This window comes from Achromobacter colocynthidis, assembly GCF_057334535.1.
Map to the genome: position 1 here is coordinate 1,221 of NZ_JBHFIZ010000016.1, position 25,110 is coordinate 26,330.

19 protein-coding genes and 1 pseudogene are annotated in these 25,110 nt (G+C 64.9%); 9 read left to right on the plus strand and 11 right to left on the minus strand.

Annotated features, from left to right (window positions below; all coding sequences use genetic code 11):
- Window positions 1–846: 846 nt before the first annotated feature.
- The 7 genes from ACE04A_RS05860 to ACE04A_RS05890 form a co-directional block, all read right to left on the minus strand.
- Window positions 847–2,244 carry a M20 family metallopeptidase gene (locus tag ACE04A_RS05860; protein ID WP_448715816.1) on the minus strand — a complete coding sequence of 466 codons (1,398 nt, stop codon included), beginning with the start codon at window positions 2,242–2,244 and terminating at the stop codon, window positions 847–849.
- On the minus strand, window positions 2,241–3,233 hold the full coding sequence (locus tag ACE04A_RS05865) for an ABC transporter ATP-binding protein (RefSeq protein WP_259248184.1): 993 nt from the start codon (window positions 3,231–3,233) through the stop codon (window positions 2,241–2,243). Before ACE04A_RS05865 ends, ACE04A_RS05860 begins: the two co-directional genes overlap by 4 nt.
- Window positions 3,230–4,219 (minus strand): ABC transporter ATP-binding protein, encoded by a 990-nt coding sequence (locus ACE04A_RS05870; RefSeq protein ID WP_485819936.1) that lies wholly within the window; start codon window positions 4,217–4,219, stop codon window positions 3,230–3,232. The genes ACE04A_RS05865 and ACE04A_RS05870 overlap by 4 nt, the downstream gene beginning before the upstream one ends.
- 2 nt (window positions 4,220–4,221) lie before the next feature.
- Window positions 4,222–5,139, minus strand: a complete 918-nt coding sequence (locus ACE04A_RS05875; RefSeq protein ID WP_485819937.1) for an ABC transporter permease — start codon at window positions 5,137–5,139, stop codon at window positions 4,222–4,224.
- A gap of 1 nt (window position 5,140) precedes the next feature.
- Window positions 5,141–6,058, minus strand: coding sequence for an ABC transporter permease (locus ACE04A_RS05880; RefSeq protein WP_259248172.1), 918 nt, complete (start codon window positions 6,056–6,058; stop codon window positions 5,141–5,143).
- A gap of 66 nt (window positions 6,059–6,124) precedes the next feature.
- Window positions 6,125–7,708 (minus strand): ABC transporter substrate-binding protein, encoded by a 1,584-nt coding sequence (locus tag ACE04A_RS05885; RefSeq protein WP_485819938.1) that lies wholly within the window; start codon window positions 7,706–7,708, stop codon window positions 6,125–6,127.
- Window positions 7,709–7,815: 107 nt separating this feature from the next.
- Complete coding sequence (locus ACE04A_RS05890; protein ID WP_404976300.1) at window positions 7,816–8,607, minus strand: GntR family transcriptional regulator; 792 nt, start codon at window positions 8,605–8,607, stop codon at window positions 7,816–7,818.
- Window positions 8,608–8,821: 214 nt separating this feature from the next.
- Here ACE04A_RS05890 and ACE04A_RS05895 point away from each other — a divergent pair.
- From ACE04A_RS05895 to ACE04A_RS05905, 3 genes and pseudogenes are all read left to right on the plus strand, one after another.
- Window positions 8,822–10,022 (plus strand): annotated as a pseudogene (locus tag ACE04A_RS05895) (pyridoxal-phosphate-dependent aminotransferase family protein).
- A gap of 37 nt (window positions 10,023–10,059) precedes the next feature.
- Entirely contained in the window at window positions 10,060–11,112 is a 1,053-nt protein-coding gene (locus ACE04A_RS05900) for a serine hydrolase domain-containing protein (RefSeq protein ID WP_438860458.1), read from the plus strand.
- A gap of 394 nt (window positions 11,113–11,506) precedes the next feature.
- Window positions 11,507–12,517: an aldo/keto reductase gene (locus ACE04A_RS05905; RefSeq protein ID WP_485819939.1), complete on the plus strand. Its 1,011-nt coding sequence runs from the start codon at window positions 11,507–11,509 to the stop codon at window positions 12,515–12,517.
- Here ACE04A_RS05905 and ACE04A_RS05910 read toward each other — a convergent pair whose 3' ends face one another.
- Entirely contained in the window at window positions 12,518–13,105 is a 588-nt protein-coding gene (locus ACE04A_RS05910) for a TetR/AcrR family transcriptional regulator (RefSeq protein ID WP_279997538.1), read from the minus strand.
- A gap of 221 nt (window positions 13,106–13,326) precedes the next feature.
- Here ACE04A_RS05910 and ACE04A_RS05915 point away from each other — a divergent pair, with 221 nt between their 5' ends.
- The 3 genes from ACE04A_RS05915 to ACE04A_RS05925 are packed head-to-tail and all read left to right on the plus strand — an operon-like array spanning window position 13,327 to window position 19,173.
- The gene (locus ACE04A_RS05915) at window positions 13,327–14,544 is read left to right on the plus strand and encodes an efflux RND transporter periplasmic adaptor subunit (protein WP_485819940.1); all 1,218 of its coding nucleotides are present in this window, start codon (window positions 13,327–13,329) and stop codon (window positions 14,542–14,544) included.
- A 40-nt stretch (window positions 14,545–14,584) separates the two neighbouring features.
- A complete protein-coding gene (locus tag ACE04A_RS05920) occupies window positions 14,585–17,734 on the plus strand; it encodes a multidrug efflux RND transporter permease subunit (protein WP_279997537.1) in 3,150 nt (1,049 codons plus the stop codon).
- 5 nt (window positions 17,735–17,739) lie between these two features.
- Window positions 17,740–19,173 carry an efflux transporter outer membrane subunit gene (locus ACE04A_RS05925; protein ID WP_485819941.1) on the plus strand — a complete coding sequence of 478 codons (1,434 nt, stop codon included), beginning with the start codon at window positions 17,740–17,742 and terminating at the stop codon, window positions 19,171–19,173.
- A 10-nt stretch (window positions 19,174–19,183) separates the two neighbouring features.
- Here ACE04A_RS05925 and ACE04A_RS05930 read toward each other — a convergent pair whose 3' ends face one another.
- Both ACE04A_RS05930 and ACE04A_RS05935 read right to left on the minus strand, forming a co-directional pair.
- Window positions 19,184–20,524 (minus strand): MFS transporter, encoded by a 1,341-nt coding sequence (locus ACE04A_RS05930; RefSeq protein WP_448715823.1) that lies wholly within the window; start codon window positions 20,522–20,524, stop codon window positions 19,184–19,186.
- A 93-nt stretch (window positions 20,525–20,617) separates the two neighbouring features.
- Window positions 20,618–22,255: a GMC family oxidoreductase gene (locus tag ACE04A_RS05935; protein WP_485819942.1), complete on the minus strand. Its 1,638-nt coding sequence runs from the start codon at window positions 22,253–22,255 to the stop codon at window positions 20,618–20,620.
- A 221-nt stretch (window positions 22,256–22,476) separates the two neighbouring features.
- Between ACE04A_RS05935 and ACE04A_RS05940 the strand changes: the two genes are divergently transcribed.
- The gene (locus ACE04A_RS05940; RefSeq protein WP_279997533.1) at window positions 22,477–23,349 is read left to right on the plus strand and encodes an IclR family transcriptional regulator; all 873 of its coding nucleotides are present in this window, start codon (window positions 22,477–22,479) and stop codon (window positions 23,347–23,349) included.
- A gap of 76 nt (window positions 23,350–23,425) precedes the next feature.
- On the opposite strand, the gene ACE04A_RS05945 is transcribed toward ACE04A_RS05940, so the two are convergent.
- Complete coding sequence (locus ACE04A_RS05945) at window positions 23,426–23,854, minus strand: VOC family protein (protein ID WP_050446599.1); 429 nt, start codon at window positions 23,852–23,854, stop codon at window positions 23,426–23,428.
- Window positions 23,855–24,010: 156 nt separating this feature from the next.
- On the opposite strand from ACE04A_RS05945, the gene ACE04A_RS05950 reads away from it, so the two are divergent.
- Entirely contained in the window at window positions 24,011–24,478 is a 468-nt protein-coding gene (locus ACE04A_RS05950) for a carboxymuconolactone decarboxylase family protein (protein WP_259248155.1), read from the plus strand.
- A gap of 10 nt (window positions 24,479–24,488) precedes the next feature.
- Window positions 24,489–25,100, plus strand: a complete 612-nt coding sequence (locus ACE04A_RS05955) for an LON peptidase substrate-binding domain-containing protein (RefSeq protein ID WP_259248154.1) — start codon at window positions 24,489–24,491, stop codon at window positions 25,098–25,100.
- The last annotated feature ends 10 nt before the right edge of the window (window positions 25,101–25,110 follow it).

Sequence of the window (25,110 nt, forward strand, 5' to 3'; positions counted from 1 at the left end):
TTGCCGCACTTCACCCATCCTACGAAGGGCGATCTGTGGCCCGGCGGGGGGATGCTGCTGATGGGTTACGTGCGGCCGGCACCTGTTTTCGCGGGCCGACGTTGCCGCACTTCACCCATCCTACGAAGGACGATCTGTGACGCATCGCGTGGATGCGGTTGATGGGTTACGTGCGGCGGGCACCTGTTTGCGCGGGTCGACGGTGCCGCACTTCACCCATCCTACGAAGGCGATCTGTGGCCGGTCGGGTGGATGCGGTTGATGGGTTGCGTGCGGCGGGCCTCTGTTTGCGCGGGTCGAGGGTGCCGCACTTCACCCATCCTACGAAGGCGGTCTGTGGGCCGTCGGGTGGATGCTGCTGATGGGTTGCGTGCGTTGGGCACCTGTTTGCGCGGGTCGACATTGCCGCACTTCACCCATCCTACGAAGGGCGATCTGTGGCCCGGCGGGGGGATGCTGCTGATGGGTTACGTGCGGCCGGCACCTGTTTTCGCGGGCCGACGTTGCCGCACTTCACCCATCCTACGAAGGACGATCTGTGACGCATCGCGTGGATGCGGTTGATGGGTTACGTGCGGCGGGCACCTGTTTGCGCGGGTCGACGGTGCCGCACTTCACCCATCCTACGAAGGCGATCTGTGGCCGGTCGGGTGGATGCGGTTGATGGGTTGCGTGCGGCGGGCCTCTGTTTGCGCGGGTCGAGGGTGCCGCACTTCACCCATCCTACGAATCGCGGTGCGTAATCGTAGGATGGGTGTAGCGCGGCAGGTCCGTCAGAAAAAGAATCGCCGCACAACGCGCGTAACCCATCAAGCAACCTCACATCCCCAAACAATCATTCAACACTCACCCCCGCGACACCGCCGGCGTATTGCCCGCGCCCAAATCCCAATACAAGCCCGTCATCAACCCCAGCGCTTGCCGCAGCAGCTCCGGCGGCAGATGCTCATTCGGCGCGTGCTGCGAACATCCAGGATACGAATGCGGGACCCAGATCGTGCGCAGGCCCAGCACGTCCGTGAAGATGTCATTCGGCAATGATCCACCCAAATTCGGCAGCAACGCCGTCTTCTGCCCCGACGTGCGTTCCAGCGAATCCACCGCCCAGCACACCCAGGCGTCATCAGGATCAATGCGTGTGGCGCGGAACATGGATTCGCGCGTCAGCGCAATCTTCACCATCGGGAAGCCTTCGCGGTCCAGATGGCGGCGTAGCGCTGGGATCAGGTCGTCTGGGTCCACGCCCACCACGAAGCGCAGTTGGCAACGCGCCCAGGCGCGTGGCGGAATCGCGTTGACGGGCGTTTCCGGGTTGCCGGTCTTATACGCCAACACTTCAAACGAGCACCAACCAAAGACCCGCTCCGCCGGCGACAGGCCGGGTTCGCCCCATTCCGGTTCAATCTCGGGGCCGTCCGTGCCGCCATCCACCTGGCAATCGGCCAGCGCGCGGCGCACGGCGTCGGGCAGTTCGGCCGGCACCCATTCCTTGATGCGGATCTGGCCGGTGGGCGACACAATCGTGGAAATGGCGTGGGCCAACTGAATGCCGGGGTTGGAAATCAGCCCGCCCCAGTTGCCGGAATGATGCCCACCCGCACGCGCCTCGATCGTCAGATCAAAGTTCAGGCTGCCGCGCGCGCCCAGGAAGATGGTGGGCCGCTGGGGCGCCAGGCGCGGGCCGTCGGATGCGATCAGCAGGTCGGCGGACAGCGTGTCGCGATGTTCCGCGCACAATTCCCGCAAGCCCATCGACCCGGTCTCTTCGCCCATCTCTATCAAATACTTGGCGTTGAAGCCCAGCTTGCCGCGCGCTTCCAGCACCAGTCGCAGCGCTTCCATATTGATGGTGTGCTGCCCTTTGTTGTCGGCGATGCCGCGGCCGTACCAGCGGCCTTCGGCCTCGGTCAGCGCCCAGGGCGACAAACCTTCCTTCCATTCCTTCTCCAAGCCCCGGATGACGTCACCATGCCCATAGCCCAACACGGTCGGTAACGCCGGGTCTTCAATCCGTTCGGCATACAAGAAGGGCGCCAGTGCCTTCGGATGCGTCAAGGTTTGGCAGGTGAACCCCAGCGCCTCGAACGCGGGGCGGATTTCCGATTCCAGGTAGTCCGCCAGCACGGCGGCGCGTTCGGGGTTCTGGCTTTCCGTGGGCAGCGCCAGCCGGCGCGCCAGCAGCGCGCGGAAGGCGCCCGAATCAAAACAGTGTTCCGCCTGGGCGATGGCTTGCTCGCGGCTCATGATGGTTGGACTCCGGTCAGGGTAGGGGAAACGGGGGAAGACACGGCGGGGTACAGATGGCAAGCCACCACGGACTCATCGCGCAAGGTCAGCGCGGGCCGTTCGGTCTTGCATTGCGCCATGGCGTACTGGCAGCGCGGGTGAAAGGGGCAGCCCGGCGGCGGGTTCAGCGGGTCGGGAAACGACAGCCCCAGGCCCATGTCGGGTATGCCCAGCCCGGGTTCGGGCGTCAGCACCGACGCCAGCAAGGCCTGCGTGTACGGGTGGCGCGGGTCGTGGAATAGCTTGGCGGTGTCGGCGGATTCCACCACGCGGCCCAGATACATCACCGCCACGTGCGTGGCAATGTGCTCCACCACCGCCAGGTTATGGCTGATGAAGACATAGGTCAGGTTGAATTCGCGGCGCAGGTCCATCAGCAGGTTCATGATCTGCGCCTGCACCGACACATCCAGCGCGGACGTCGGTTCGTCGCAAATCACGATCTCGGGGTTCATGACCAGCGCCCGCGCAATCGCCACGCGTTGCCGTTGCCCGCCCGACAACTGCCCGGGCGTGTTGTGCGCCAGGCGCGGCGGCAGGCCCACGCGCTCCAGCATTTCAATGGCCTTGTGCAGCTTGGGGTTGGGGATGCCGTGCACCTCCAGCGGCAGCGACACGATCGACGCGATGGAACGGCGCGGGTTCAAGGACGAATACGGATCCTGAAAAATCGGCTGCACGCGGCGGGCCAGCGCGCGCCGGTCCATCTGACGGATGTCTTGCCCTTCCAGCTTGATCACCCCGGCGCTGGGTGGCGTCAGCCCCAGCAGCATGCGCGCCAGCGTGGATTTGCCGCAGCCCGATTCGCCGACGATACCCAGCACCGCGCCGCGTTCCACCGCCAGGTCCACGCCATTGACCGCATGCAAGGTGCTGCGCGGGCGAAACATGCCCGAGCGGATGGAAAACTGCCGGCTGACGGCTTCGGCTTGCAAGAGCACGCTCATGCCGGAACTCCTTCTTCTTGGCGGATGCAGCGCCATTGCTGGTGCGGCGGATGGCCGTACACAGGGACCGTGTCGCGGCATTGCGGCTGTACATACTGGCAGCGGGCGGCGAAGGCGCAGCCGCGCAGGTCGCCCACCAGCGACGGCACCACGCCGGGTATGGTGCCCAGCGATTCGCCGGGCGGGGTGCGGCCGGGCACGGGAATACAGCCCAGCAGCCCCTGCGTATACGGATGACGCGGCGTGGCGAAGATGTCTTTCACCGGGCCTTCCTCGACGATCTGCCCGGCATACATCACCGCAACCTGCTGCGCAATGCGCGCCACCACGCCCAGGTCGTGGGTGATCAGCACCATCGCAATGCCCAGCTCGGCTTGCAGGTCGGCCAGCAAGCGCAGGATCTGCGCCTGAATGGTGACGTCCAGCGCGGTGCTGGGCTCGTCGGCAATCAGCAATTCCGGGCCGCACATCAGCGCCATCGCGATCATCACGCGCTGGCGCAGGCCGCCCGACAACTGATGCGGATACTGCGTCAGGCGCTGTCCGGCCGAGGCAATGCCCACTTTCTCCAGCAGTTCCACGGCGCGGTCGCGCGCCTGCTGCTGGCTGGCATGACGATGATGGATGTAGTGCTCGGTCAGTTGTTCGCCGATGGCGTACGCCGGGTTCAGCGCCGTCATCGGTTCCTGGAAGATCATCGCCATCTTGCTGCCGCGCAGCGCATTGATGCGGCGGCCGCGCGCGGCGGACAGGTCTTCGCCCAGCACCGCCAGGCGGCGCGTCGTGCGCTTGGCGGCCTTGGGCAGCAAGCCCATGATGGCCAGCGAGGTCATCGACTTGCCGCAGCCCGACTCACCCACCAGGCACAGCGTTTCGCCGCGCCTGACCTGGAACGACACGTCGCGCACCGCATGCAGCGGCCCGCGTGGCGTGGCGATGTCCACCGTCAGCCCTTGTACGTCCAGAACAATTTCTTTTTCGTTCATGGTCAGGCCCTCTCTTCAGGCGTCAGCAGTTGATGCAGCCCGTCGCCGGCCAGATTGATCGCAAAGATCAGCAGCGCCAACGCCGACCCCGGAATGGCGATCAGCCAGAACGAGAAGAACATATAGGCCTTGGCTTCCGAAATCATCAGCCCCCAGGACGGCAGCGGGGGCTGCACGCCCAGGCCCAGGAACGACAGCGAGGCCTCCAGCAGAATGGCGCTGGCGGCTTCCAGCGTGGCAATCACGATCAACTGCGGCACCACGTTGGGCAGCACTTCGCCCCACACGATGCGCCAGGTGGACGCGCCCGCGGCCTGCGCCGCCGCCACGTATTCCAATGACCGCACCTGCTGCGTGGCGCTGCGCATGACGACGGCGTAGCGGTCCCACTTCAACAGGCCCAGCACCAGGATGACGACCCACAGCGAGCCGCCCACGATGGCCACGGTGGCCAGCGCCACCAAAATCACAGGCATCGACAAGCGTGTCGTGATCAGGAACGACACGGCCATGTCGACCTTGCCGCCGAAGTACCCGGCGGCCATGCCCATGGCGGTGCCGATGATTCCCGAAATCAGCGCCACGCTGATGCCGATCAACAGCGAGATGCGGGCGCCGTAGAACAGGCGCGACATATAGTCGCGGCCCAACTGGGCGGTGCCCAGCGGATGCAGCCAGGTGCCTTTTTCGTACCAGACGGGCGGCGCGGTGCGGTAGGCCAGGTCCTGGAAGTAGGGGTCGTGCGGCGAGATCCACGGCGCCAGTAGTGCAATCAGCACAATGATCAGCAGGATGCCGCCGCCCGCCAGCAGGGCCTTGTTGCGGCGCAGCCGGCGCCAGCGCAAGGTGGACGCGGACAGCTCCATCGCGGCGGGAGCGGGCGCGCCGGGAACGGATGGGGTGAGGATAGGCGTAGTCATGTCAGGACACCCGGATGCGCGGATCAAGCCACGCGTTGGCGATATCGGCGGCAAGCGTCAGCAGCACATACAGCACGGACAGCAGCAGCACGATCAACTGCATCACCGGAAAGTCCTTGTACGTAATGCTTTGGTAGGCCAGGTAGCCCAGCCCGTCCAGCGCGAAAATGGTTTCAATGACGACCGAACCGCCCAGCAGATAGCCCAACTGCACGGCGGCAAGCGCCACCACGGGCACGATGGCGTTGCGCAGCGCGTGCTTGAAGATGATCTTGCGGGCCGGCAGGCCCTTGGCGCGCGCGGTGCGGATGTAGTCGGCGCCCAGCACTTCGATCATGCCGGCGCGTATCAGCCGCATGAAGGCGGGCGCCACGTAGTAGCCCAGCGCAATGGCGGGCATCACGAAATGCTGCCAGGTGCCGCTGCCCGATACCGGCAGGATGCGCAGCGAGATCGAGAACAGCATGATCAGGATCAGCGCGAAAAAGAAATTCGGCAGCGCCTGGCCCAGCACGGCGATGGCCAGACAGGCGCGGTCGATCACGCTGCCTTTATAGATGGCGGCCAGCACGCCCAGCGGAATCGAAATCAGCAGTGCGAAGCCCAGCGCTCCCATGCCCAGCATCAAGGTGGTCTTGAGCTTGGACAGGATCAGCGGGCCGGCGTCGGTCTTGAAGTACACCGAGGTGCCGAAATCGCCTTGCGCAATATGCCAGAGCCAGTCGGCGTACTGCACCACCAGCGGCCGGTCCAGCCCGTAGGTTTTGCGGATCATGTCGATGTCGGCCTGGCGCGCGCCTTCGCCCGCCAGGGCCAGGGCGGGGTCGCCCGACAGGTGCAGCAGCAGGAACGCCAGGACCGATACGGTCAGCGCCACCAGCGCTGCCAGGCCCAGACGCCTGATCGTGAAATACAGCATAGGACTTCCTCTAACGTTTCAGCACGCCGGGCGCGCTTGCCGCACGCCCGGCGCCAAGCCTGCGCCTTACTTCCAGCTCATGTCCCAGAAGCGGACGAGTTCATCCGAGTAGGGCTTGAAGTTCACGTCCTTGGTGGCAACGTAGTAGGCGGGCAGCGTCCACAGCGGCACCGCATACGCCTTCTCTGCAATCAGATCCAGCGCTTCCTTGTAGGCGGCTTTGCGGGGCTTGGCTTCGATGGTGTGGTCACCCTTGTTGAGCAGTTCGCGCACCTTGGGGTCGCGGGTGACGTCGTCGTTGCCGAAGGCAAAGTACACGGGCGTGGACGCCGACACGTCGTTGACCAGGTTGGAACCCCAGGTCTGGTGCGTCAGCGACGCCTTGTTGGCGCGGATCATGTCGCGCATGGCGGCGTACTGCAAGAAGTTCAGCTTGGCGCGGATGCCCACGGCGCGCAGGTAATTGATGATGGCTTCGGTTTGGTTGCGCTCGCGGTAGGCCACGATGTCGATGTCGAAACCGTCGGGGTAGCCCGCTTCGGCCAGCAGCTTCTTGGACAGCGCCGGGTCGTACTTGTAGGTGGGCGCGCCATCTTGTGTGCAACCCACTTGCGAGGGCGTGCAGATGGTGTTGATGAGCCCGCCGCCTTCGCCCACGATGTTCTTCAGCATGGATTCGCGGTCGATCGCGTGGATGATGGCCTTGCGCACGCGCTCGTCTTTCAGTTGCGGCGCGGGCGTGCCTTCCTGGATGTTCATCTGCATGAACACGATGCGCATGGTGTTGCCGGTGACCATCTGCAGGTTCGGCATCTGGCCCAGCTGTTCAGCCTGGTCCTTGGGCACGCTCATGATCAGGTCTTCGCCACCCGAGATGACTTCAGCCATCTGGGTCTGGCGGTCAGGAATGAAGCGGATGACGACCTTGCCGATCTTCGGCTGCGCCTTGGGCGAATCCTTGAAGTAATCGGTGTTGCGTTCCAGCGTGATGGACTTGCCCGGCTGGTAGTCCACCACCTTGTACGGGCCCGAGCCCACCGGCTTGGCGTTCATGCCCTTGGGGCCGACCTCCTGGTAGTACTTGGCCGGGTGGATGGCCACGGTGGTGGACAGGTATTCCTTGGCGGCGGGGAAAGGCTCCTTGGTGGTCAGGCGCACCTTGTACTTGTCGATTTTCTCGACCTTGTCGATCCACGACACGTTCTGCTGCGTGACGGCCTTGTTCTTCGGGTCGGCCACGTAGTTCAGCGTGTACACGACCGAGTCCGCGTCGAACTCTTCGCCGTTGTGGAATTTCACGCCCTGGCGCAGTTCGAATTCCATCGTCTTGTCATCGACCTGCTTCCAGCTCTTGGCCAGTTGCCCGCGGTACTCGTTGGACACGGGGTCGTGATAGAGCAACGTGTCCCAGACGTTGGCGGCAATGATCACGCCGATCCGCACGTTGTTGAAGTACGGGTCCACGCTTTCCGGCGCCTGGTCATACGCCATGCGCAAGGTGTCGTCCTTCTTGCCGGCCAGCACGGGCGGGGCGGCCAGCGTGGCGCAAGCCAAAAGGGCGGCGGCAACGGCGCGCATGGGGGTGATGCGGCGGGCGCGCAAGGCGGGGGCAGAGATACGGTGCTGCGGTGTGAAGCGACTATCAGCCATGGTGAAGGCTCCTGTGGAAGGCACTACAAGTACTGCGTATCCAACGTCTCGCTCCGGGCCGCGCCACCCGTTTTTATCGTTATCGTCCTAGCGCTGGGAGGGCAAGCTCAACCAGAGTCGGACGATTGCGCGGGCGGGGGCGCCGCATCGGGGTTCAGGCTTTTCAGCGCGGCCTCGCATTTGCGCTGCAAGTGCTGCCGCATGATGCCCGCCAGCCGGTCCGCGTCGCGCGCGTCCAGGGCCTCGGCCATCTCGATGTGTTCCCGCATGGCCAGGTCCCACTTCTGCCGGTTCTCGTTCGACACAAAGCGCAGGTTCTGGATGCGCGCGTTTTGCGCGTCGTACAACTGCTTGAGCAGGCTGTTGTGCGAAGCCAGGCTGATGCGTTCGTGGATCTCGCGGTTGGTGTGGAAGTAAGTGGGCAGGTCGTGGCGCGCGTGGCTGGCCATCATTTCGTAGGTCAGCGCGCGGATCTCGGCAATTTCAAGGTCGGTGGCGCGTTCGCACGCCAGCCGGCACGACATGGCTTCCAGGCCGCCGATGACTTCAAAGGCCTCGCGGATGTTGGCTTCCGACAGCGCCACGACTTGCGCGCCGCGGTTGGGTTCGATCTGCACCAGGCCTTCGGCCGCCAATACGCGGAAGGCTTCGCGCATCGGAGTGCGCGATACGCCCAAGAGATCGCACAGGGCGCGTTCGTTCAATCGTGAACCGGGGGGGAATTCACCTTGGATGATGCGTTCGCGCAGCGCGCCGGCAACCGCGCCGGGCAGCGTGCGGCCGTTGCCGGCGGCGCGTGGCGCGGCAGGCGCGGCGGCGTCTGGCAACGTGTCGGGCGTGGCGGAATCGGCGCGTGCCGACCTGGCCAAATCCGGCATCAGGCTAGGATTGCTGCTCATTGGTATACCAACATTTCCCCGTGTTTTTTTGCACTATAAACCTGTCGCCGCGACTTCCATGATGGGTGTATACCCTAGGTTATCGATGCAAAAACAATGGGATAGAGTGGCGCATGCCGCAAGTCCGCCTGCCCGGTCCATGCCGTTTAAAAAGCCGTTTGAACCGCCGCGCAGCTTTCGTTGGTATACAAAAAATTCCACTCTGGGGCGACGCATGCTTTCCCTGAATTCCCATCTGTCCGGCCGGCACTTCTTGCAGATTCCGGGGCCCACGAATGTGCCCGACCGCGTCTTGCGCGCCATCGATCAACCCACCATCGACCATCGCGGACCCGAATTCGGCGCGCTGGGGCGGGCCGTGCTGGAAGGCGCAAAGCACGTCTTCCAGACGCAATCGCCCGTGGTGATTTTTCCGTCGTCGGGCACGGGCGCGTGGGAAGCGGCGTTGGTCAATACGCTGTCGCCGGGCGACCGCGTGCTGATGGTGGAAACCGGCCACTTCGCCAGCCTGTGGAAGAAGCTGGCAGGGCGCTTGGGGCTGGAGGTGGATTACGTGGAAGGCGACTGGCGCCATCCCGTTGACGCCGCCGTGATCGGTGCGCGCCTGGCCGAAGACACGCAGCACCGGATCAAGGCGGTGTGTGTCGTGCATAACGAAACGTCCACCGGCGTCACCAGCAACATCGCCGCCGTGGGGGGCCGCGATCGACCGCGCCGCGCACCCCGCGCTGCTGATGGTGGACACGATTTCTTCCTTGGGCTCCATTGATTACCGCCACGACGAATGGGGCGTGGACGTGACCGTGGCCGGCTCGCAAAAGGGCTTGATGCTGCCGCCGGGCCTGGCGTTCAATGCCGTCAGCGCGCGTGCGCTGGCCGCCGCCGACACCGCGCGCCTGCCGCGTTCGTATTGGGACTGGGGCGAAATGCTGACGGCCAATGCCAAGGGCTATTTTCCGTATACGCCGTCCACCAATCTGCTTTACGGCCTGCATGAGGCGCTGGCCATGCTGCAAGCCGAAGGCCTGCCGCGCGTGTTCGCGCGCCACGAACGCCACGCGCGCGCCACGCGGCTGGCCGTGGCGGGTTGGGGGCTGGAACTGCTGAGCCTGGACCCGGCCGCCCACAGCCCCGCGCTGACCGCGGTGATGATGCCCGAGGGCCATAGCGCCGACGCGCTGCGCAAGGTGATTCTGGAGCGCTTCGATATGTCGCTGGGGCAGGGTCTGGGGAAATTGTCCGACCGCATTTTCCGCATCGGCCACCTGGGCCACTTCAACGACCTGACGCTGTGCGGCACGTTGGCCGGCGTCGAAATGGGACTGGCCGCCGCCGGCGTGCCGCATCGTTCCGGCGGCGTGCAGGCCGCGATGGAATTTCTGGCGCGCACGCCCGAGGGCGCGGCGGCGGCTTGAAGATCAAGCAAGACAAAAGACAACACGAAGGGAAACCATGAACACGCTTATGCAGCAGGCGATTGAATTCGCCAATGAACACGAATCCACCTGGGACCGCAGCGTCAAGGGCAACTTTGGCGTGCACCTGAACGACCCGCCGCCCTGGAACCGCCTGCTGGGTCCCATTCACGACCGTGGCCCGGTGTCGGGCGTGGTGGTGGTGGACGGCAAGACGGTGGCGTCCTGGGGCGAGCCCGAGCGCGCCGACCTGACGTTCAGCGTGGCCAAGCTGTACCTGGCCATTCTGGCCGGCGTGGCGCATGACCGTGGCCTGTTGCCCGACGTGGACGAGCCCGTGGGCAAGCGCGTGCCGGGCATTGGCTTTGACGAAGGCCAGAACGCCGACATCACCTGGCGCCATCTTTTGCAGCAGACGAGCGAATGGGAAGGCGAACGCTTTGGCGTGTCGGACCAGGCAGACCGCTATCGCGCCGTGACCTTCGGCGTGCCACCCGACGGCAAGAAGGGCGATGCGCGGCCGTTGCAGCGCCCGGGCACGTATTGGGAATACAACGACGTCCGAATCAACCAGTTGTCGTATGCGCTGTTGCACCTGTTCCGTAAGCCCTTGCCGGACGTCTTCCGCGAAGCCGTCACGCGCCCCATCGGCGCCAGCGAAGATTGGCAATGGGTGGGCTACGACACCGCCTGGGTCGAGATCGACGGCCAACGCATGCCGTCGGTGCCGGGCGGTTCGCACTGGGGCGGCGGCATGTCCATCAGCGCGCGCGACCAGGCCTTGATCGGTCAGATGCTGTTGAATGACGGCCAGGCCGCCAATGGCAAACAGATCTTGTCGCGTGAATGGATTCAGGCGATGCGCACGCCCTGCGAGATTGCGCCGTATTACGGTTATCTGATTTGGCTGAACCACGAAGGCCGCGTGTTTCCCAGCGTGCCGGCTTCCAGCTTCTTCGGCGTGGGCGCGGGCAGCTCGTTCACGTGGGTGGAGCCGGAGCGGAAGATGGTGGTTATCGTGCGTTGGCTGAATTCGGCGCACGCTGATGCGCTGTTTGGAAAAATCTTGGCGGCGGTGGATGCGGGCTAGGCGGCTTGATATTGCGACCAGGGCGACGCTGCTTGATGGGTTACGCGCGTTCCGCTTTATTTTTCTTCTGACGTGTGTCTTCGCGCTTCACCCATCCTACGTGTGTCTTCGCGCTTCACCCATCCTACGTGGGGATGCGGGCGACGAGGTGTAGGATGGGTGAAGCGCGCGAAACCGCAACATAGCAAGCAGGCGTCGAACGCGCGCAACCCATCAAGCAGCGCAACGGTTTTCTTGCGACGATTCCTATCCGGTTTTCTTGTGATGGCCTCTATATAGGAACAATCGTCGCGAGGCCTGGGCCGCCCGATGGGTTGCGCGCGTTCCGCCTTAATTTTCTTTTGGCGTGCATATTCGCGCTTCACCCATCCTACATTTGAAAGGGAAATGTCCCATGAAATACCGTCGACTGGGAACCAGCAATCTTCGCGTTTCGCCCTTGTGCCTGGGCACCATGATGTTTGGCGAGCAGACGCCGGATGACGAGGCCGCGCGCATCGTTGCGGCGGCGCGCGACCATGGCGTCAACTTCATCGATACGGCCGATGTCTACAACGAAGGCCGCTCGGAAGAAGTGGTGGGCAAGCTGCTGCAAGGGCAGCGCCATGACTGGGTGTTGGCCAGCAAGATCGGCAACCCGGTCGGCAAGGGGCCGAACCAGTCGCATTACTCGCGCCAGTGGCTGATGCGCGGCGTGGAGCAAAGCCTGGCGCGCATGGGTACGGACTTCATGGACATCCTGTACCTGCACCGCGACTTTCACGAAGAAAATCTGGAAGAGGCGCTGTGGGCGCTGGGCGACCTGATCCGCGCGGGCAAGCTGCGCAGTTTTGGCTTGTCGAACTTCCGGGGATGGCGCATTGCCGAAGTGATGCGTCTTTGCGAAAAAATGGGCGTGCCGCAGCCGGTGGTGTGCCAGCCGTACTACAACATGCTGAACCGTGGCCCTGAAGTGGAAATCCTGCCGGCGTGCAAGCACTACGGCCTGGGCGTGGTGCCCTACAGCCCCATCGCGCGCGGCGTGCTCACGGGCAAGTATCTACCGGGCCAGGCGCCCGCCGCCGATACCCGTGCCGGGCGCGGCGACCGCCGCATGCTGGCCACGGAATTCCGCGAAGAGTCGCTACAGATTGCCCAGCAACTGGTGCAGCACAGCGCCGCGCGTGGTGTGCTGCCGGGCCATTTCGCGACCGCCTGGGTCTTGGCCAACCCGATCATCACCGGCGTGATCGCCGGCCCGCGCACGCTGGCGCAAATGGACGACTACTACGCGGCGCTGGACGTCACCATCACGCCCGAAGACGAAGCCATCGTGGACGGTTGGGTCGTCCCGGGCCATGCGTCCAGCCACGGCTATAACGACCCGAACTACCCGTTCTTCGGTCGCCCCGTCGCCAGCGCCTGATCAGGCCGGCGTGCCCTGGGCCGGTGCGCGCACCGGCTCGCTGGCGATGCCGTGCAGCATCATCTGCTCGACCACGGACGCAATGCCCAGCCGTGCGACGCGCCCGCGTCGTTCGGCGTCCACCATGCTGGTCAGCACGCCAAAGAACATTTCCGTCAGCGCCGCCGCCGGAATGTCCACGCGGAAGGCGCCTTCGCGCTGGCCGCGCAGAAAGAACGCATCCAACGACTCCTGATAACCCGACCAACTGCTCATGATGTCGGGCTGCTGCTCGTTGTCGGGCTTCCAGTGGTACATCAGGAACGCCGTCAATTCCTTGTGCGCCATGTTTTGCTGAATCAGGTTGCGTAGCGCCTCGCGCGGCGGCGCGGTATCCAGATGCGAATCCGCCATCGCCTTCTTCATGATGTGCGCGCAATGCGTCGTAAGCCGCAGGACCAATTGGTCCCGCGTCTGACAGAAGCGGTATAGCGTCGCCTTGCTGACGCCCACGGCCTTGGCCAGTTCCTGCAAGGTGGCGCGCGGCTGGTCCACCATCGCCAACGCCAACGCGACCAAATACCGTTCGTGCCCTGCGTCGTCAGACATCGCCTTCCCTCTGTTATGTGTGTGAGATCCCCATTTGCGGGGTATTGGAGCACGCGAGATTCATCTTGTGCAAACTTTTGCGTTTTTGACAAGCAAAAGCTCTTGAAACTTCTTTGATGAACTTTTGATAATCAAATGAATCGTTATTGATTCAAATCAATCTTTCCAGTAGCATCCGCCACTTGGTGAAAAAACAGTGCCGCGGGGCGCAAGGTAAAAAAATGAAGATTCAGATGAAGCGGCGCTTGCCTGCAACGGCATTGGTGGCGGCCCTGGGCTTGACTTTGGTTCTGGCCGGCTGCGGCGGCGAAAGCTCCAACCAGGCGCAGGCGGACACGCCACGTCCGGTGCAGGTGGTTGAGGTGCAAGCGCAGCGCTACGCGCTGTCCAGCACCTTGCCCGGGCGCGTCGAACCGGTTCGGGTGGCCGAAGTGCGTGCCCGCGTGGCGGGCATCGTGTTGACCCGCAACTTTGAGGAAGGCGCCGATGTGAAGGCGGGCGATGTGCTGTTCCGCATCGACCCCGCGCCGTTCAAGGCCGCGCTGTCGCGCGCCCAGGGCGAGCTGGCCAAGGCGGACGCCGCCGTGGCCGACGCGCAGGCCATCTTGAAGCGCTACACCCCCTTGGTGAAGATCGAAGCCGTCAGCCAGCAGGATTTCGACACCGCCACCACCACGCTGAAAAGCGCCCAGGCCGCGCGCCGGTCGGCCCAGGCCGACGTCGAGACCGCGCAACTGAACCTGGACTACGCCACCGTCAAGGCGCCGATCTCTGGCCGCATCGGCCGTGCGCAGGTGACCGAAGGCGCGCTGGTTGGCCAGAACGAAGCCACCGCCATGGCAACGATCCAGCAACTGGACCCCATCTACGTCGACTTCAACCAGCCCGTGGCCGACATGCTGCGCATGCGCGCGGCGTTGCAGAACGGCAGCCTGGGGCAGGGCGAGGGCGCCAGCATCTCGATCACGATCGACGGCACGGACGAACGCCGTAGCGGCAAGCTGCTGTTCTCGGACATCGCGGTAGACCGGACAACGGGCCAGGTGTCGGTGCGCGGCGAATTCACCAACCCCGATGTGTTGCTGTTGCCCGGCATGTACGTGCGCGTGGAAACAAAGCAGGGCGTGGACCCGAACGCCATCCTGGTTCCGCAGCGCGCGGTCACGCGCAGCACCGATGGCAAACCGCAGGTGATGCTGGTGGGCAAGGACGACGTGGTGGAATCGCGCGCCGTGCAAACCGGCACGATGCGCGGCTCGGACTGGCACATCGTCGACGGCCTGGCGGTGGGCGACCGCGTGATCGTCGGCGGGGTGTCGGCCGCCGTGCCCGGCCAGAAAGTCAGCGTGGCGCCGCCCGCTGAACAAGCACGCGTTGCGGTGAACAACGCGGCAAGCAACGCGGCCACCGATCCGGCCGCCAGCCATGCCGCGAACTAAGCAGCCGCCCACGCACTGCGTGCATTCCCAAAGGTAGATCATGTCCAAGTTTTTTATTGGCCGCCCCAATTTTGCGTGGGTGGTGGCCATCTTCATTTCGCTGGCGGGCTTGCTGGCGATTCCGTCGCTGCCGGTGTCGCAATTTCCGGTGGTGGCGCCGCCCCAGGTGACCATTGCCGCCACCTATCCCGGCGCATCGGCCTCGGTGCTGGTGGATTCGGTGACCAGCGTCATCGAAGAAGAGCTGAACGGCGCCAAGAACATGCTGTATTACGAGTCGTCCAGCAGTTCTAGCGGCAGCGCTGAAATCACCGTCACGTTCGAACCGGGCATGGACCCGGACCTGGCGCAGGTGGACGTGCAGAACCGCATCAAGAAGGCGGAAGCACGCTTGCCGCAGGCGGTTACGCAGCAGGGCTTGCAGGTGGAGCAGGCCAGCTCGAACTTCCTGATGATCTACGCGCTGACCTACAAGGGCGAAGACGCGCACAAGGACGTGGTGGGCTTGTCGGACTATGCCGCGCGCCACATCAACAACGAAATCCGCCGCGTCAAAGGCGTGGGCAAGGTGCAGTTCTTTGGCGCCGAAGCGGCCATGCGCGTGTGGATCGACCCGCAGAAACTGCTGGGCCTGGGCCTGTCGGTGGCGGACGTCAACGCGGCCATCGCGGCCCAGAACGTGCAGGTGCCGGCCGGTAGTTTCGGCAGTCGCCCCGGTTCGGCCGAACAAGAGCTGACGGCTACGCTGGCCGTCAAGGGCATGCTGGATTCGCCGGAGGAATTCGGCAACATCGTGCTGCGCGCGAACGCCGACGGCTCGGTTGTGCATCTATCGGACGTGGCGCGCCTGGAAGTGGGGCGCCAGAGCTACGACTTTGAAACGCGCTTGAACGGCAAGAAGTCGGTGGGCGCGGCGGTGCAGTTGGCGCCCGGCGCCAACGCCATCGACACGGTTAAGGCCGTGAAGGCGCGCTTGCAGGAATTGTCGGCCTCGTTCCCCGAGGACGTGGAATTCTCGGTGCCTTTTGATACCTCGCGCTTTGTCAGCGTGGCCATCACCAAGGTCGTGCATACGCTGCTGGAAGCCATGGTGTTGGTCTTCCTGGTGATGTTCCTGTTCCTGCAGAATTTCCGCTACACGCTTATCCCGACCATCGTCGTGCCGGTCTGCTTGTTGGGCACGTTCGGGGTGATGTCGGTGCTGGGCTTCTCGGTCAACATGATGACGATGTTCGGCATGGTGCTGGCCATCGGCATCCTGGTGGACGACGCCATCGTGGTGGTCGAAAACGTGGAACGCATCATGGCCGAAGAGGGCCTGCCCCCGCGCGAGGCCACGATCAAAGCCATGGAGCAGGTATCGGGTGCCATCATCGGCATCACGCTGGTGCTGTCCGCCGTGTTCCTGCCGCTGGCCTTCATGAGCGGCTCGGTGGGCGTGATTTACCAGCAGTTCTCGCTGTCGCTGGCGGTGTCGATTCTGTTCTCGGGCTTCTTGGCGCTGACCTTCACGCCGGCGTTGTGCGCCACCTTCCTCAAGCCTATCCCGAAGGGGCATCACGACGAGAAGAAGGGCTTCTTCGGCGGCTTCAACCGCATGTTCAACCGCCTGACCGGGCGCTTCGAAGCGCTGAACTCGCGGCTGGTCAAGCGCACCGGCCGCTACATGGTGATCTATGTGGCCATCGTGGCGGTGCTGGGCGTGTTGTACGTGCGCGTGCCGGAATCCTTCGTGCCGGCCGAAGACCAGGGCTACGTCATTGTTGACGTGCAGTTGCCGCCGGGCGCTACCTACAACCGCACCGACAAGGTCGTGGCGGATGTCGAGGAACACCTGATGTCGCTGGACGCGATGGGCGACGCCTTTACCGTGATGGGCTTCAGCTTTTCGGGCACCGGCCAGAACGCGGGCATTGCCTTTCCCACGCTGAAAGACTGGTCTGAACGCGGCAAGGGCCAAGCCGCCTCTGACGTCGCGGCGGGCGTGAACGAACGCTTCGCGGTGATCCCGGACGGTTCCATCATGGCCGTGAACCCGCCGCCCATCGACGGCCTGGGCAATTCAGGCGGCTTTGCGCTGCGCCTGCAAGACCGGGGCGGCTTGGGCCGCCAGGCGCTGACCGACGCACGCAACCAATTGCTGGCCAAGGCCAATAGCTCGCCCGTCATCGCCTACGCCATGATGGAAGGCCTGGCCGACGCGCCGCAGCTGCGCCTGGACATCGACCGCCAGAAGGCCGAAGCGCTGGGCGTGGGCTTTGACACGATCAGCACGGCGATCTCGTCGGCCTATGGGTCGGCCACCGTCAACGACTTTGCCAACGCCGGGCGCTTGCAGCGCGTGGTGGTGCAGGCCGACGTGCGTGACCGGATGACGCCCGAAAGCATCCTGATGCTGAACGTGCCGAACAAGTCGGGAGGCATGGTGCCGCTGTCGGCCTTCGTCAAGACCGATTGGGAAAATGGCCCCGTGCAGATCTCGCGCTACAACGGCTACCCCGCGTTCAAGATCGCGGGCGACGCGATGCCGGGGCACAGCACGGGCGAGGCCATGGCCGTGATTGAAAAGATCGTGTCCGAACTGCCCAACGGCATTGGCTACGAATGGACCGGCCTGTCGTACCAAGAGAAATTCGCTGGGGCGCAGGCGCCCATGCTGTTCGCGCTGGCGTTCCTGGTGGTGTTCCTGCTGATGGTCGCGCTGTATGAAAGCTGGGCCATTCCGGCGTCGGTGATGCTGATCGTGCCGATCGGCGCGCTGGGTTCGGTGTTGGCGGTAACCGTGCTGGGCATGTCCAACGATGTGTACTTCAAGGTGGGCCTGATCACCATCATCGGCTTGGCGGCCAAGAACGCCATCCTGATCGTGGAGTTCGCCAAGAGCCTGCGCGAACAGGGCCATTCGTTGGCGGACGCCGCCATCCAGGCCGCCAAGCTGCGCTTTCGCCCCATCGTGATGACGTCGCTGGCGTTCATTCTGGGCGTGGTGCCCCTGGCGCTGGCCAGCGGCGCGGGCGCGGCCAGCCAGCGCGCCTTGGGCGTGGGCGTGATCGGCGGCATGCTGACCGCCACCTTGTTGGGCGTGATTTTCGTGCCCATCTTCTTTGTCTGGGTGCTGTCGCTGCTGCCCAAGAACCGCAGCAAGCCGGCCCCCGATGCCTTGCCTGCCACGCGCACGGCCGAGGAATGACCGTCATGATGCAAACTTCTTTTTCGCGCACCCTGGGCGCCCTGATGTTGACGGCGGCGCTGGCCGGCTGCTCGATGGCGCCGGTCTATCAACGGCCCGATGCGCCCATCCCCACGCAGTTCGGCCAGCCGGAAGCCTCGGCGCCGTCGGCGGCCGGCACGCTGGACTGGCAGGCCTTCGTTACCGACGAGCCCTTGCGCCAACTGGTGTCGTTGGCGCTGGACAATAACCGCGACCTGCGCCAGGCCGTGCTGAATATCGAGGCGGCTCGCGCGCAGTACCGCATTGAACGCGCCGACCGCCTGCCGGGCATCAACGCGCAAGGCACGGGCACGCGGCAGCGGGTGCCGGGTGACCTGAACAGCACGGGCAGTTCGGCCGTGCAAAGCAGCTACCAGGCCGGTATTGGGCTGACCTCGTTCGAGATCGACCTGTTTGGCCGCGTGCGCAGCCTGTCGGACGCCGCGCTGCAAAGCTATCTGGCCACCGAGGAAACCGCGCACAGCACCCGCATCAGCTTGGTGGCTGAAGTGATCCAGGCGTATCTCACGCGCGACAGCGCGATGCGCCGCCTGCAAGTCACCGAGCAGACGCTGGCCAGCCGCGAGGCGTCGCTGCACCTGACCGCCCAACGGCGCCAGGCCGGCGCGGCCACGGCGCTGGACTACCAAGAGGCCTTGGGCCTGACCGAACAGGCACGCGCCGAGCGCGAGCGCATCGACCGCGAAGTCCGCCAGGCCGGCAACGCGCTGGCCCTGTTGGTGGGTGTGAACGATTTGCGTCCGTACCTTCCCACGCAGTTGCCCACGTCGCCCGTGTTGGTGCAGGAGATTGCGGCGGGCGCGCCGTCGGAACTGCTGGAACGTCGGCCCGACATCCTGGCCGCCGAACATGAACTGCAAGCGCGCAACGCCAGCATCGGCGCGGCGCGGGCGGCGTTCTTTCCCAGCATTACGCTGACGGGCCTGTTTGGTTCGTCCAGCGCGGACCTGTCCGACCTGTTCGGCGGTGGTCAGCGGGCTTGGTCGTTCACGCCGCAGATCACGCTGCCCATTTTCTCGGGCGGTCGCAATGTGGCCAACCTGGACCTGGCGACGGTGCGCAAGGACATCGCGGTGGCGCAGTACGAGCTGGCGATCCAGACCGCGTTCAAAGAGGTGTCCGACGCGCTTGCCGCCACGGACACCTTGCGGCGCGAAGAGGCCTCGCGGCGGGCCTTGGCCGAGTCCAGCCAGGAAGCGATGCGGCTGTCGGAAGCGCGCTATCGCGGTGGCGTGGACAGCCATCTGCGCTATCTGGACGCGCAGCGCAGTGCGTTCACCGATCAGTTGACCTATATCGAGGTCAGTACGCAGCGCCAGATTGCGCTGGCGACCTTGTTCAAAGCGCTGGGTGGCGGCGGGACCGGCGTCCAGCCGCCCGTGGCGCAAGCCAACTGAACGGCCACGCTCAGGCCTTGCGCAAGCCCGCGCGAGGCAGGGGCGCCGAAGACTGCGCGACCGGGTCTTCGGCGGGCTTGCCACGCCCGATCAGCCACGCGCACCACGCCGATACCGCGCCGGCAAACAGCACGTACAGGCAGATCAGCCATGGCTGCCCACCGCCCGTCTTCAGTAGCGCGGTGGCGATGATGGGCGTGATGCCCGAGGCGAAGATGCCCGAGAACTGGTACACGAACGAGATCCCCGTGTAGCGCACCTTGGCGTCGAAGAGCTCGCAGAACAGCGCGGCTTCGGGTCCGTACACGGCGGCGTAGAAGATGCCGAACGGGATGATGATGGCAAGCCAGATCAGCATCACGTTGCCCTGGCTGTTCAGCATCAGCCAGAAGCCTGGAAACGATGCCAGCGCCGTGATCAACGAGCCCCAGAAGTAGACGCGCGTGCGGCCGATGCGGTCGGACAAGCGGCCGAAGAAGGGGATGAAAAAGCACATCACCAGCGCGGCGGCCATGACGCCGATCAGCGCCTCGGTGCGGGTGATCTGCACGGTCTGCGTCAGGTACGAAATGGAAAACACGCCGAACACGTTGAAGAACACGCCGTCGATGTAGCGCGCGCCCATGCCCTTGAACACGTTGCCGGGGTAGCGCTTGAGCATGTCGAAGAACGGAATGCGGCTTTCGGCATTGTTGGCCTTAACGGCCGTGAACTCCGGCGTTTCCTTGATGTTCAGCCGGATGTACATGCCCACCAGCACCATGGCGGCGGACGCCAGGAAGGCGATGCGCCAGCCCCAGGCCATGAACTGTTCGTCGGTCAGCAAGGTGGACAGCAGCGCCACCGTGCCGGACGCCAGGCACAGCCCGATCGCCAGCCCGATCTGCGGCAGCGACGCATAAAAGCCTTTCTTGCCCGGCGGCGCGTATTCGTAGGCCATCAACACCGCGCCGCCCCATTCACCACCCAGGCCGATGCCCTGGAAGATGCGCAGCAGCAGCAACAGGATGGGCGCCCACACGCCGATGCTGTCGTAGGTGGGCACCAGGCCGATCAGAAAGGTGGACACGCCCATGATCATCAGCGTCATTACCAGCATGCTCTTGCGGCCGATGCGGGCGCCGAAGTGGCCGAAGATCAGCCCGCCCAGCGGCCGGGTGATGAAGCCCACCGCGAAGGTGGTGTAGGCCAGCATGGTGGAGACCAGCGGGTCGCCGGTGGGAAAGTACAGCTTGTTGAATACGATGCCGGCCACCACACCGTATAGAAAAAAGTCGTACCACTCGATGGTGGCGCCGATCAGCGATGCGGTGACGACCTTGCGTACCGCGGCTTCGTTTTGCTTGGGCATTGCAGTCTCCTTTGATGGGGCGGGGCGCTCTGCGGCGCCGTGCGCGGGTCTGGCTTGAGCTTCGTTGGGGACTTCCTTGTCGATGGGGTGCGATCAGGCGGTGACAAGATCCGCCCGGCGCCGGGACAGCTTGAAATCTTCCAGCATGAAATCGGCCGCGCGTTCGGCCAGCATCACCACGGGCGCATTGGTGTTGCCCGAGACCAGCGTGGGCATGATGGAGCAGTCCACCACCCGCAGTCCGGCCACGCCATGCACGCGCAGGCGTTCGTCCACCACGGCCATCGGATCGCTGCGCGGCCCCATCTTGGCCGTGCCCGAGGGGTGGAAGATGGTGGCCCCATGTTCGCGGCAGAAATGCAGGATGTCGTCATCCGTGCGCACGGCGGGCCCGGGCCGGAACTCGCGTTTCATCAGCCCGGCTAGCGGCTCGGTCGCGGCCAGCCGCCGCGCATGCTTGACGGCCGCCACGGTCATGCGGCGGTCCAGTTCCGTGGACAGGTAGTTGGCCTGCATGGACGGCGCTTCGAACGGGTCCGCGCTGCGCAACCGCACCTGGCCGCGCGACGTCGGGCGCAACTGGCAGACGGAGTACGTGCATCCTGAAAACGGATGCACCTTGCCGCCGGCCATGTCGGCCGACAGCGTGGCGAAGTGGTACTGGGTGTCGGGCGTTTGGCTGGCCGGGTCCACCCGGCAGAACAGGCCGCCCTGGTTGATGCCGACCGCCAGCGGGCCGCCCCGGAACAGCAGCCATTGCAAGCCCATGCGCACGCGCCCATGCAGGCTGCGCAACTGGTCGTTGGTGGTGATGGGCCGCGTGGTTTCGTAGATCAGCCGGATCTGAAGATGGTCTTGCAGGTTTTCACCAACGCCGGGCAGGTCGCGCACGACGCGGATACCAAACTGGCGCAGCAGCGCGGCCGGCCCCACGCCCGATAGTTGCAGCAACTGCGGCGATTGCAGCGCGCCCGCGCATAGCACTACCTCGCGCCGCGCGCGTAGCGTTCGCACCTGGCCGCCTTGCCGGTAGCGCACGCCGCAGGCGCGTCCGCCTTCAAACAGAATCGCCATGGCGTGGGCATCGGTTTCCACGCGCAGGTTGGGGCGGTCTTCGGCGGGCCGCAAGTAGGCCACGGCGGTGGAGCAGCGGCGGCCGTTGCGCGTGGTCAGTTGGTAGTAGCCCACGCCTTCCTGGTCGCCCGTGTTGAAGTCCCGCACAGCGGGCACGCCCAGCGTTCCGGCGGCGGCGATCATCGCTTCCACCAGCGGGTGCGGCGTCTTGATGGACGTGGCGTGCAAGGGGCCGTCCACGCCCCGGGTGGGTCCTTCGCCCAGGTCGTTGTTTTCCAATTTTCGAAAGTAGGGCAGGCAGTCGTCCCAGCCCCAGCCGGGGTTGCCCGCGCGCGCCCAGGCGTCGTAGTCGGCGCGCTGGCCGCGTATGTAGATCAGGCCGTTGATGGCGCTGGAGCCGCCCAAGGTGCGCCCGCGCGGCCAGTAGATGCGGCGGCCCAGCATGTTGGGGTCGGGGTCGGTGTAGTAGCCCCAATTCACCACCTTGTGGAACATGGTCTTGCCGTAGCCGATGGGGATGTGGATCCAGGGGTAAGTGTCCCTGGGGCCGGCTTCCAGCAGGCAGACGGCGTGCGCGCCGTCGGCGCTAAGCCGATTGGCCATCACGCATCCGGCCGAGCCGGCGCCCACCACGATGACATCCACGGTATCGGACATATCGCCTTGTCTCCCTGTTGTTGTGCCGCCTGTGCCCAAGCAACCCGCACCGCAACCCGCACCGCGCCATGACGGCGCGTTTTCCCTGCTTGTTGCGGCGGGGCGCACTTATATACTGGCTCGATCCCATCCGGTGTTGAGGCGGGAACCGGCTGGACATCTGTGGCGATTCTAGAAAGCAGGCGCGTAGAACAAAGCACAACGCGCGTGGGGGCGGACAAATGGAACGGAACATGCAACTTCGGTTTCAAAATCGCAGTGCAGCATCGGCGTCCAAGCCGGAGGCGGGGGTGAAGTCGAGTGGGGAAGGCGACACGCCCGAGCAGCAACAAGAGGCCGCGCGTTCACTGCGTGCCCTGGTGGTGCTGGAACACCTGGCGCGCGCCCAGCATCCCCCCACCTTGGCGCAGCTTGCGCAGCGCTTGAACATGCCCAAGACCACGCTGATGCGGCTGCTGGCCGCGATGCAGCGCGCGGGTTTCGTGGCGTCCACGCCTACCGAACATGGCTTTGTGCCGGGGCCGCAAGCCACGTCGCTGGCGCTGGCCACCTTGCACGCATCGGCGTTTACGCGGGCCTGCCGCGCGGTGCTGGCGCAACTGGTGGGCACCCTGGGCGAAACCTGCAACCTGACCGCACCCGACGGCGACCGCGTGGTCTATATGGAACGCGTGGAAACGTCGGAGCCCTTGCGGCTGTTCTTCGCGGTGGGCAGCCATGTGCCCATGCATTGCACGGCCAGCGGCAAGCTGTTCCTGGCGTCGATGAACCGGCTGGAACGCGGCCGCGTGCTGGCCCGGCTGCCGCTGACGCGCAACACGCCACGCACCTTGACCGACCCCGCGCAATTGGAAGAAGAACTGGAACGCCTGGCCGCGCGCGGCATTGGTATCGACAACGAAGAATTCGTGCGCGGCATGAGCGCGGTGGCGGTGCCGGTGAAGGATGCCGAGGACCGGGTGGTGGCGGCGGTGGCGTGCCACGCGCCCACGGCCCGCGTCATGCTGGACGACCTGCTGCGCGCCGTGCCGGTGCTGCAACGCGCGGCGCAATCGCTGCACGATGTGCTGGCGTTGCATCGGCCGGGGGCTTGAGGCACTGACGGCGTGGCGGGCAATCCCGCGGCGGGCAATCCCGCGGCGGGCGACCCCGTGCCATGCCACACACGCCTTAATGCGTGATCTTGCCGCCGCTGACCATCCAGCGCGTTCCAAATCGGTCCAGCAACGCCCCATACGCGTCTGCCCAGAATGTTTTCTGCAATGGCATCGTCACGTTGCCACCGTCGGCCAATTGGTCGAAGACGCGCTGGGCGTCGGACACGGTGGGGTAGACCAGGGCCAGGGCAATGCCCTGCTTGCCGGGATAGGGATGGCCGCTGGTGGCGTCGCTGCCCAGCAGCGTCTGCTCGTCCAGCACCAGGCGGGCCACCATGACGCGCTCGGCGTCCTCGGGTGACAGGGCGGGCATTGCCGCATCTGAAGGCGCATCGGCGTAGCGGATCAGGGTTTCAAGGCGGCCGCCCAGCACGCGCTCATAGAAGCGCATGGCGTCCGCGCAGTTGCCGTCAAAACTGAGATAGGCGGATAGCTGGGGCATGATGTTTCCTTTTTTTGGGGGGCGGGTGCGCGCTGCGCTGCCGCACTATGATGGAAAACCCGGCCCACGGTACCCGAAGGAGCCGGCAAAGTACGCACTGTAGCCGCTTGACGGTAAATTTCGCCTGACAGAGGTCTTCGCAAAGGAAAAAATGGCATGAGCACGGTCAAACTGCTATCGGATGACGAGGTCCGCAACAGCCCCCAGGCCTGGGCGGTATTCGAAGACATCCGGGCGACGCGCAAGTCTGATTTTGTGAATAATTTCTGGCGCGCGCTGGCGAACGATCCCCCGCAGTTGCAGCGTGTGTGGGCGCAGTTGAAGCAAGTCATGATGGCCGACGGTGAACTGTCGCCGCTGGTGCGCGAGATGATCTATATCGCCGTGTCCACCGCCAATGGTTGCTCGTACTGCGTGCATTCGCACACGGCGGCGGCCAAGGCCCGGGGCATGACCGATGGCCAGCATGCCGAGCTGCTGTCGGTGATCGGCATGGCGGCGCAGACCAACGCCATGGTGACGGCCATGCAGGTGCCGGTGGATGCCGCGTTCGACGTTGGCGGATTCAACACCAACGGGGTCGACAACACCGGGTTTGACCCTACCGCTTCCCCCCTCAAATAAGGAGCCGGCCATGGCGCTGATTCCGCTGTTTCCCTTATCCAACGCGCTATTTCCCGCCGGCGTGCTGCATCTGCGCATTTTCGAGGTGCGCTATCTGGATATGATCCGTCGCTGCATCGCGGATGGCAGCGAGTTCGGCGTGGTGGGCTTGTTGGCGGGCAACGAAGTCCGTTCGCCCGAGGGCGTCGAGACGCTGGCGCCGCTGGGCACCATGGCGCGCATCGCGTCGTGGGACGCGCCCATGCCCGCCTTGCTGCAAGTGCGCTGTATTGGCGGCAGTCGGTTTCGGCTGCTTTCCAGCGAAGTGGCAAAATACGGCCTTTGGATGGGTCAGGCCGAGCCCATTGCCGACGATCCGCCCACGCCCGTGCCAGCCTCCATGCAGCCCAGCGCCGATGCGTTGGGGCGCCTGGTGGCGCAATGGCAGCAAGAGGGCGTGCCTGCCGACAAGATGCCGATTGCACCGCCGTTCCGGCTGGACGACAGCGGCTGGGTGGCGGACCGCTGGTGCGAACTGCTGCCGCTGCCGCCTGACGACAAGACCCGTCTGCTGGGCCTGACGGACCCGGTGGCAAGGCTGGCGGCGGTTCAGGATTTTCTGCGCGGCCAGGGGCTGACGTAGCGTCAGCCCG

Excerpts from the sequence above, each read along its gene's own strand:
- ACE04A_RS05885 (WP_485819938.1), bottom strand. The coding sequence starts at position 7,708 with ATGGCTGATAGTCGCTTCACACCGCAGCACCGTATCTCTGCCCCCGCC.
- ACE04A_RS05905 (WP_485819939.1), top strand. The coding sequence starts at position 11,507 with ATGAAATACCGTCGACTGGGAACCAGCAATCTTCGCGTTTCGCCCTTG.
- ACE04A_RS05925 (WP_485819941.1), top strand. The coding sequence starts at position 17,740 with ATGATGCAAACTTCTTTTTCGCGCACCCTGGGCGCCCTGATGTTGACG.
- ACE04A_RS05915 (WP_485819940.1), top strand. The coding sequence starts at position 13,327 with ATGAAGATTCAGATGAAGCGGCGCTTGCCTGCAACGGCATTGGTGGCG.
- ACE04A_RS05880 (WP_259248172.1), bottom strand. The coding sequence starts at position 6,058 with ATGCTGTATTTCACGATCAGGCGTCTGGGCCTGGCAGCGCTGGTGGCG.
- ACE04A_RS05870 (WP_485819936.1), bottom strand. The coding sequence starts at position 4,219 with ATGAACGAAAAAGAAATTGTTCTGGACGTACAAGGGCTGACGGTGGAC.
- ACE04A_RS05860 (WP_448715816.1), bottom strand. The coding sequence starts at position 2,244 with ATGAGCCGCGAGCAAGCCATCGCCCAGGCGGAACACTGTTTTGATTCG.
- ACE04A_RS05950 (WP_259248155.1), top strand. The coding sequence starts at position 24,011 with ATGAGCACGGTCAAACTGCTATCGGATGACGAGGTCCGCAACAGCCCC.
- ACE04A_RS05890 (WP_404976300.1), bottom strand. The coding sequence starts at position 8,607 with ATGAGCAGCAATCCTAGCCTGATGCCGGATTTGGCCAGGTCGGCACGC.
- ACE04A_RS05945 (WP_050446599.1), bottom strand. The coding sequence starts at position 23,854 with ATGCCCCAGCTATCCGCCTATCTCAGTTTTGACGGCAACTGCGCGGAC.
- ACE04A_RS05910 (WP_279997538.1), bottom strand. The coding sequence starts at position 13,105 with ATGTCTGACGACGCAGGGCACGAACGGTATTTGGTCGCGTTGGCGTTG.
- ACE04A_RS05955 (WP_259248154.1), top strand. The coding sequence starts at position 24,489 with ATGGCGCTGATTCCGCTGTTTCCCTTATCCAACGCGCTATTTCCCGCC.
- ACE04A_RS05920 (WP_279997537.1), top strand. The coding sequence starts at position 14,585 with ATGTCCAAGTTTTTTATTGGCCGCCCCAATTTTGCGTGGGTGGTGGCC.
- ACE04A_RS05930 (WP_448715823.1), bottom strand. The coding sequence starts at position 20,524 with ATGCCCAAGCAAAACGAAGCCGCGGTACGCAAGGTCGTCACCGCATCG.
- ACE04A_RS05865 (WP_259248184.1), bottom strand. The coding sequence starts at position 3,233 with ATGAGCGTGCTCTTGCAAGCCGAAGCCGTCAGCCGGCAGTTTTCCATC.
- ACE04A_RS05900 (WP_438860458.1), top strand. The coding sequence starts at position 10,060 with ATGAACACGCTTATGCAGCAGGCGATTGAATTCGCCAATGAACACGAA.
- ACE04A_RS05940 (WP_279997533.1), top strand. The coding sequence starts at position 22,477 with ATGGAACGGAACATGCAACTTCGGTTTCAAAATCGCAGTGCAGCATCG.
- ACE04A_RS05875 (WP_485819937.1), bottom strand. The coding sequence starts at position 5,139 with ATGACTACGCCTATCCTCACCCCATCCGTTCCCGGCGCGCCCGCTCCC.
- ACE04A_RS05935 (WP_485819942.1), bottom strand. The coding sequence starts at position 22,255 with ATGTCCGATACCGTGGATGTCATCGTGGTGGGCGCCGGCTCGGCCGGA.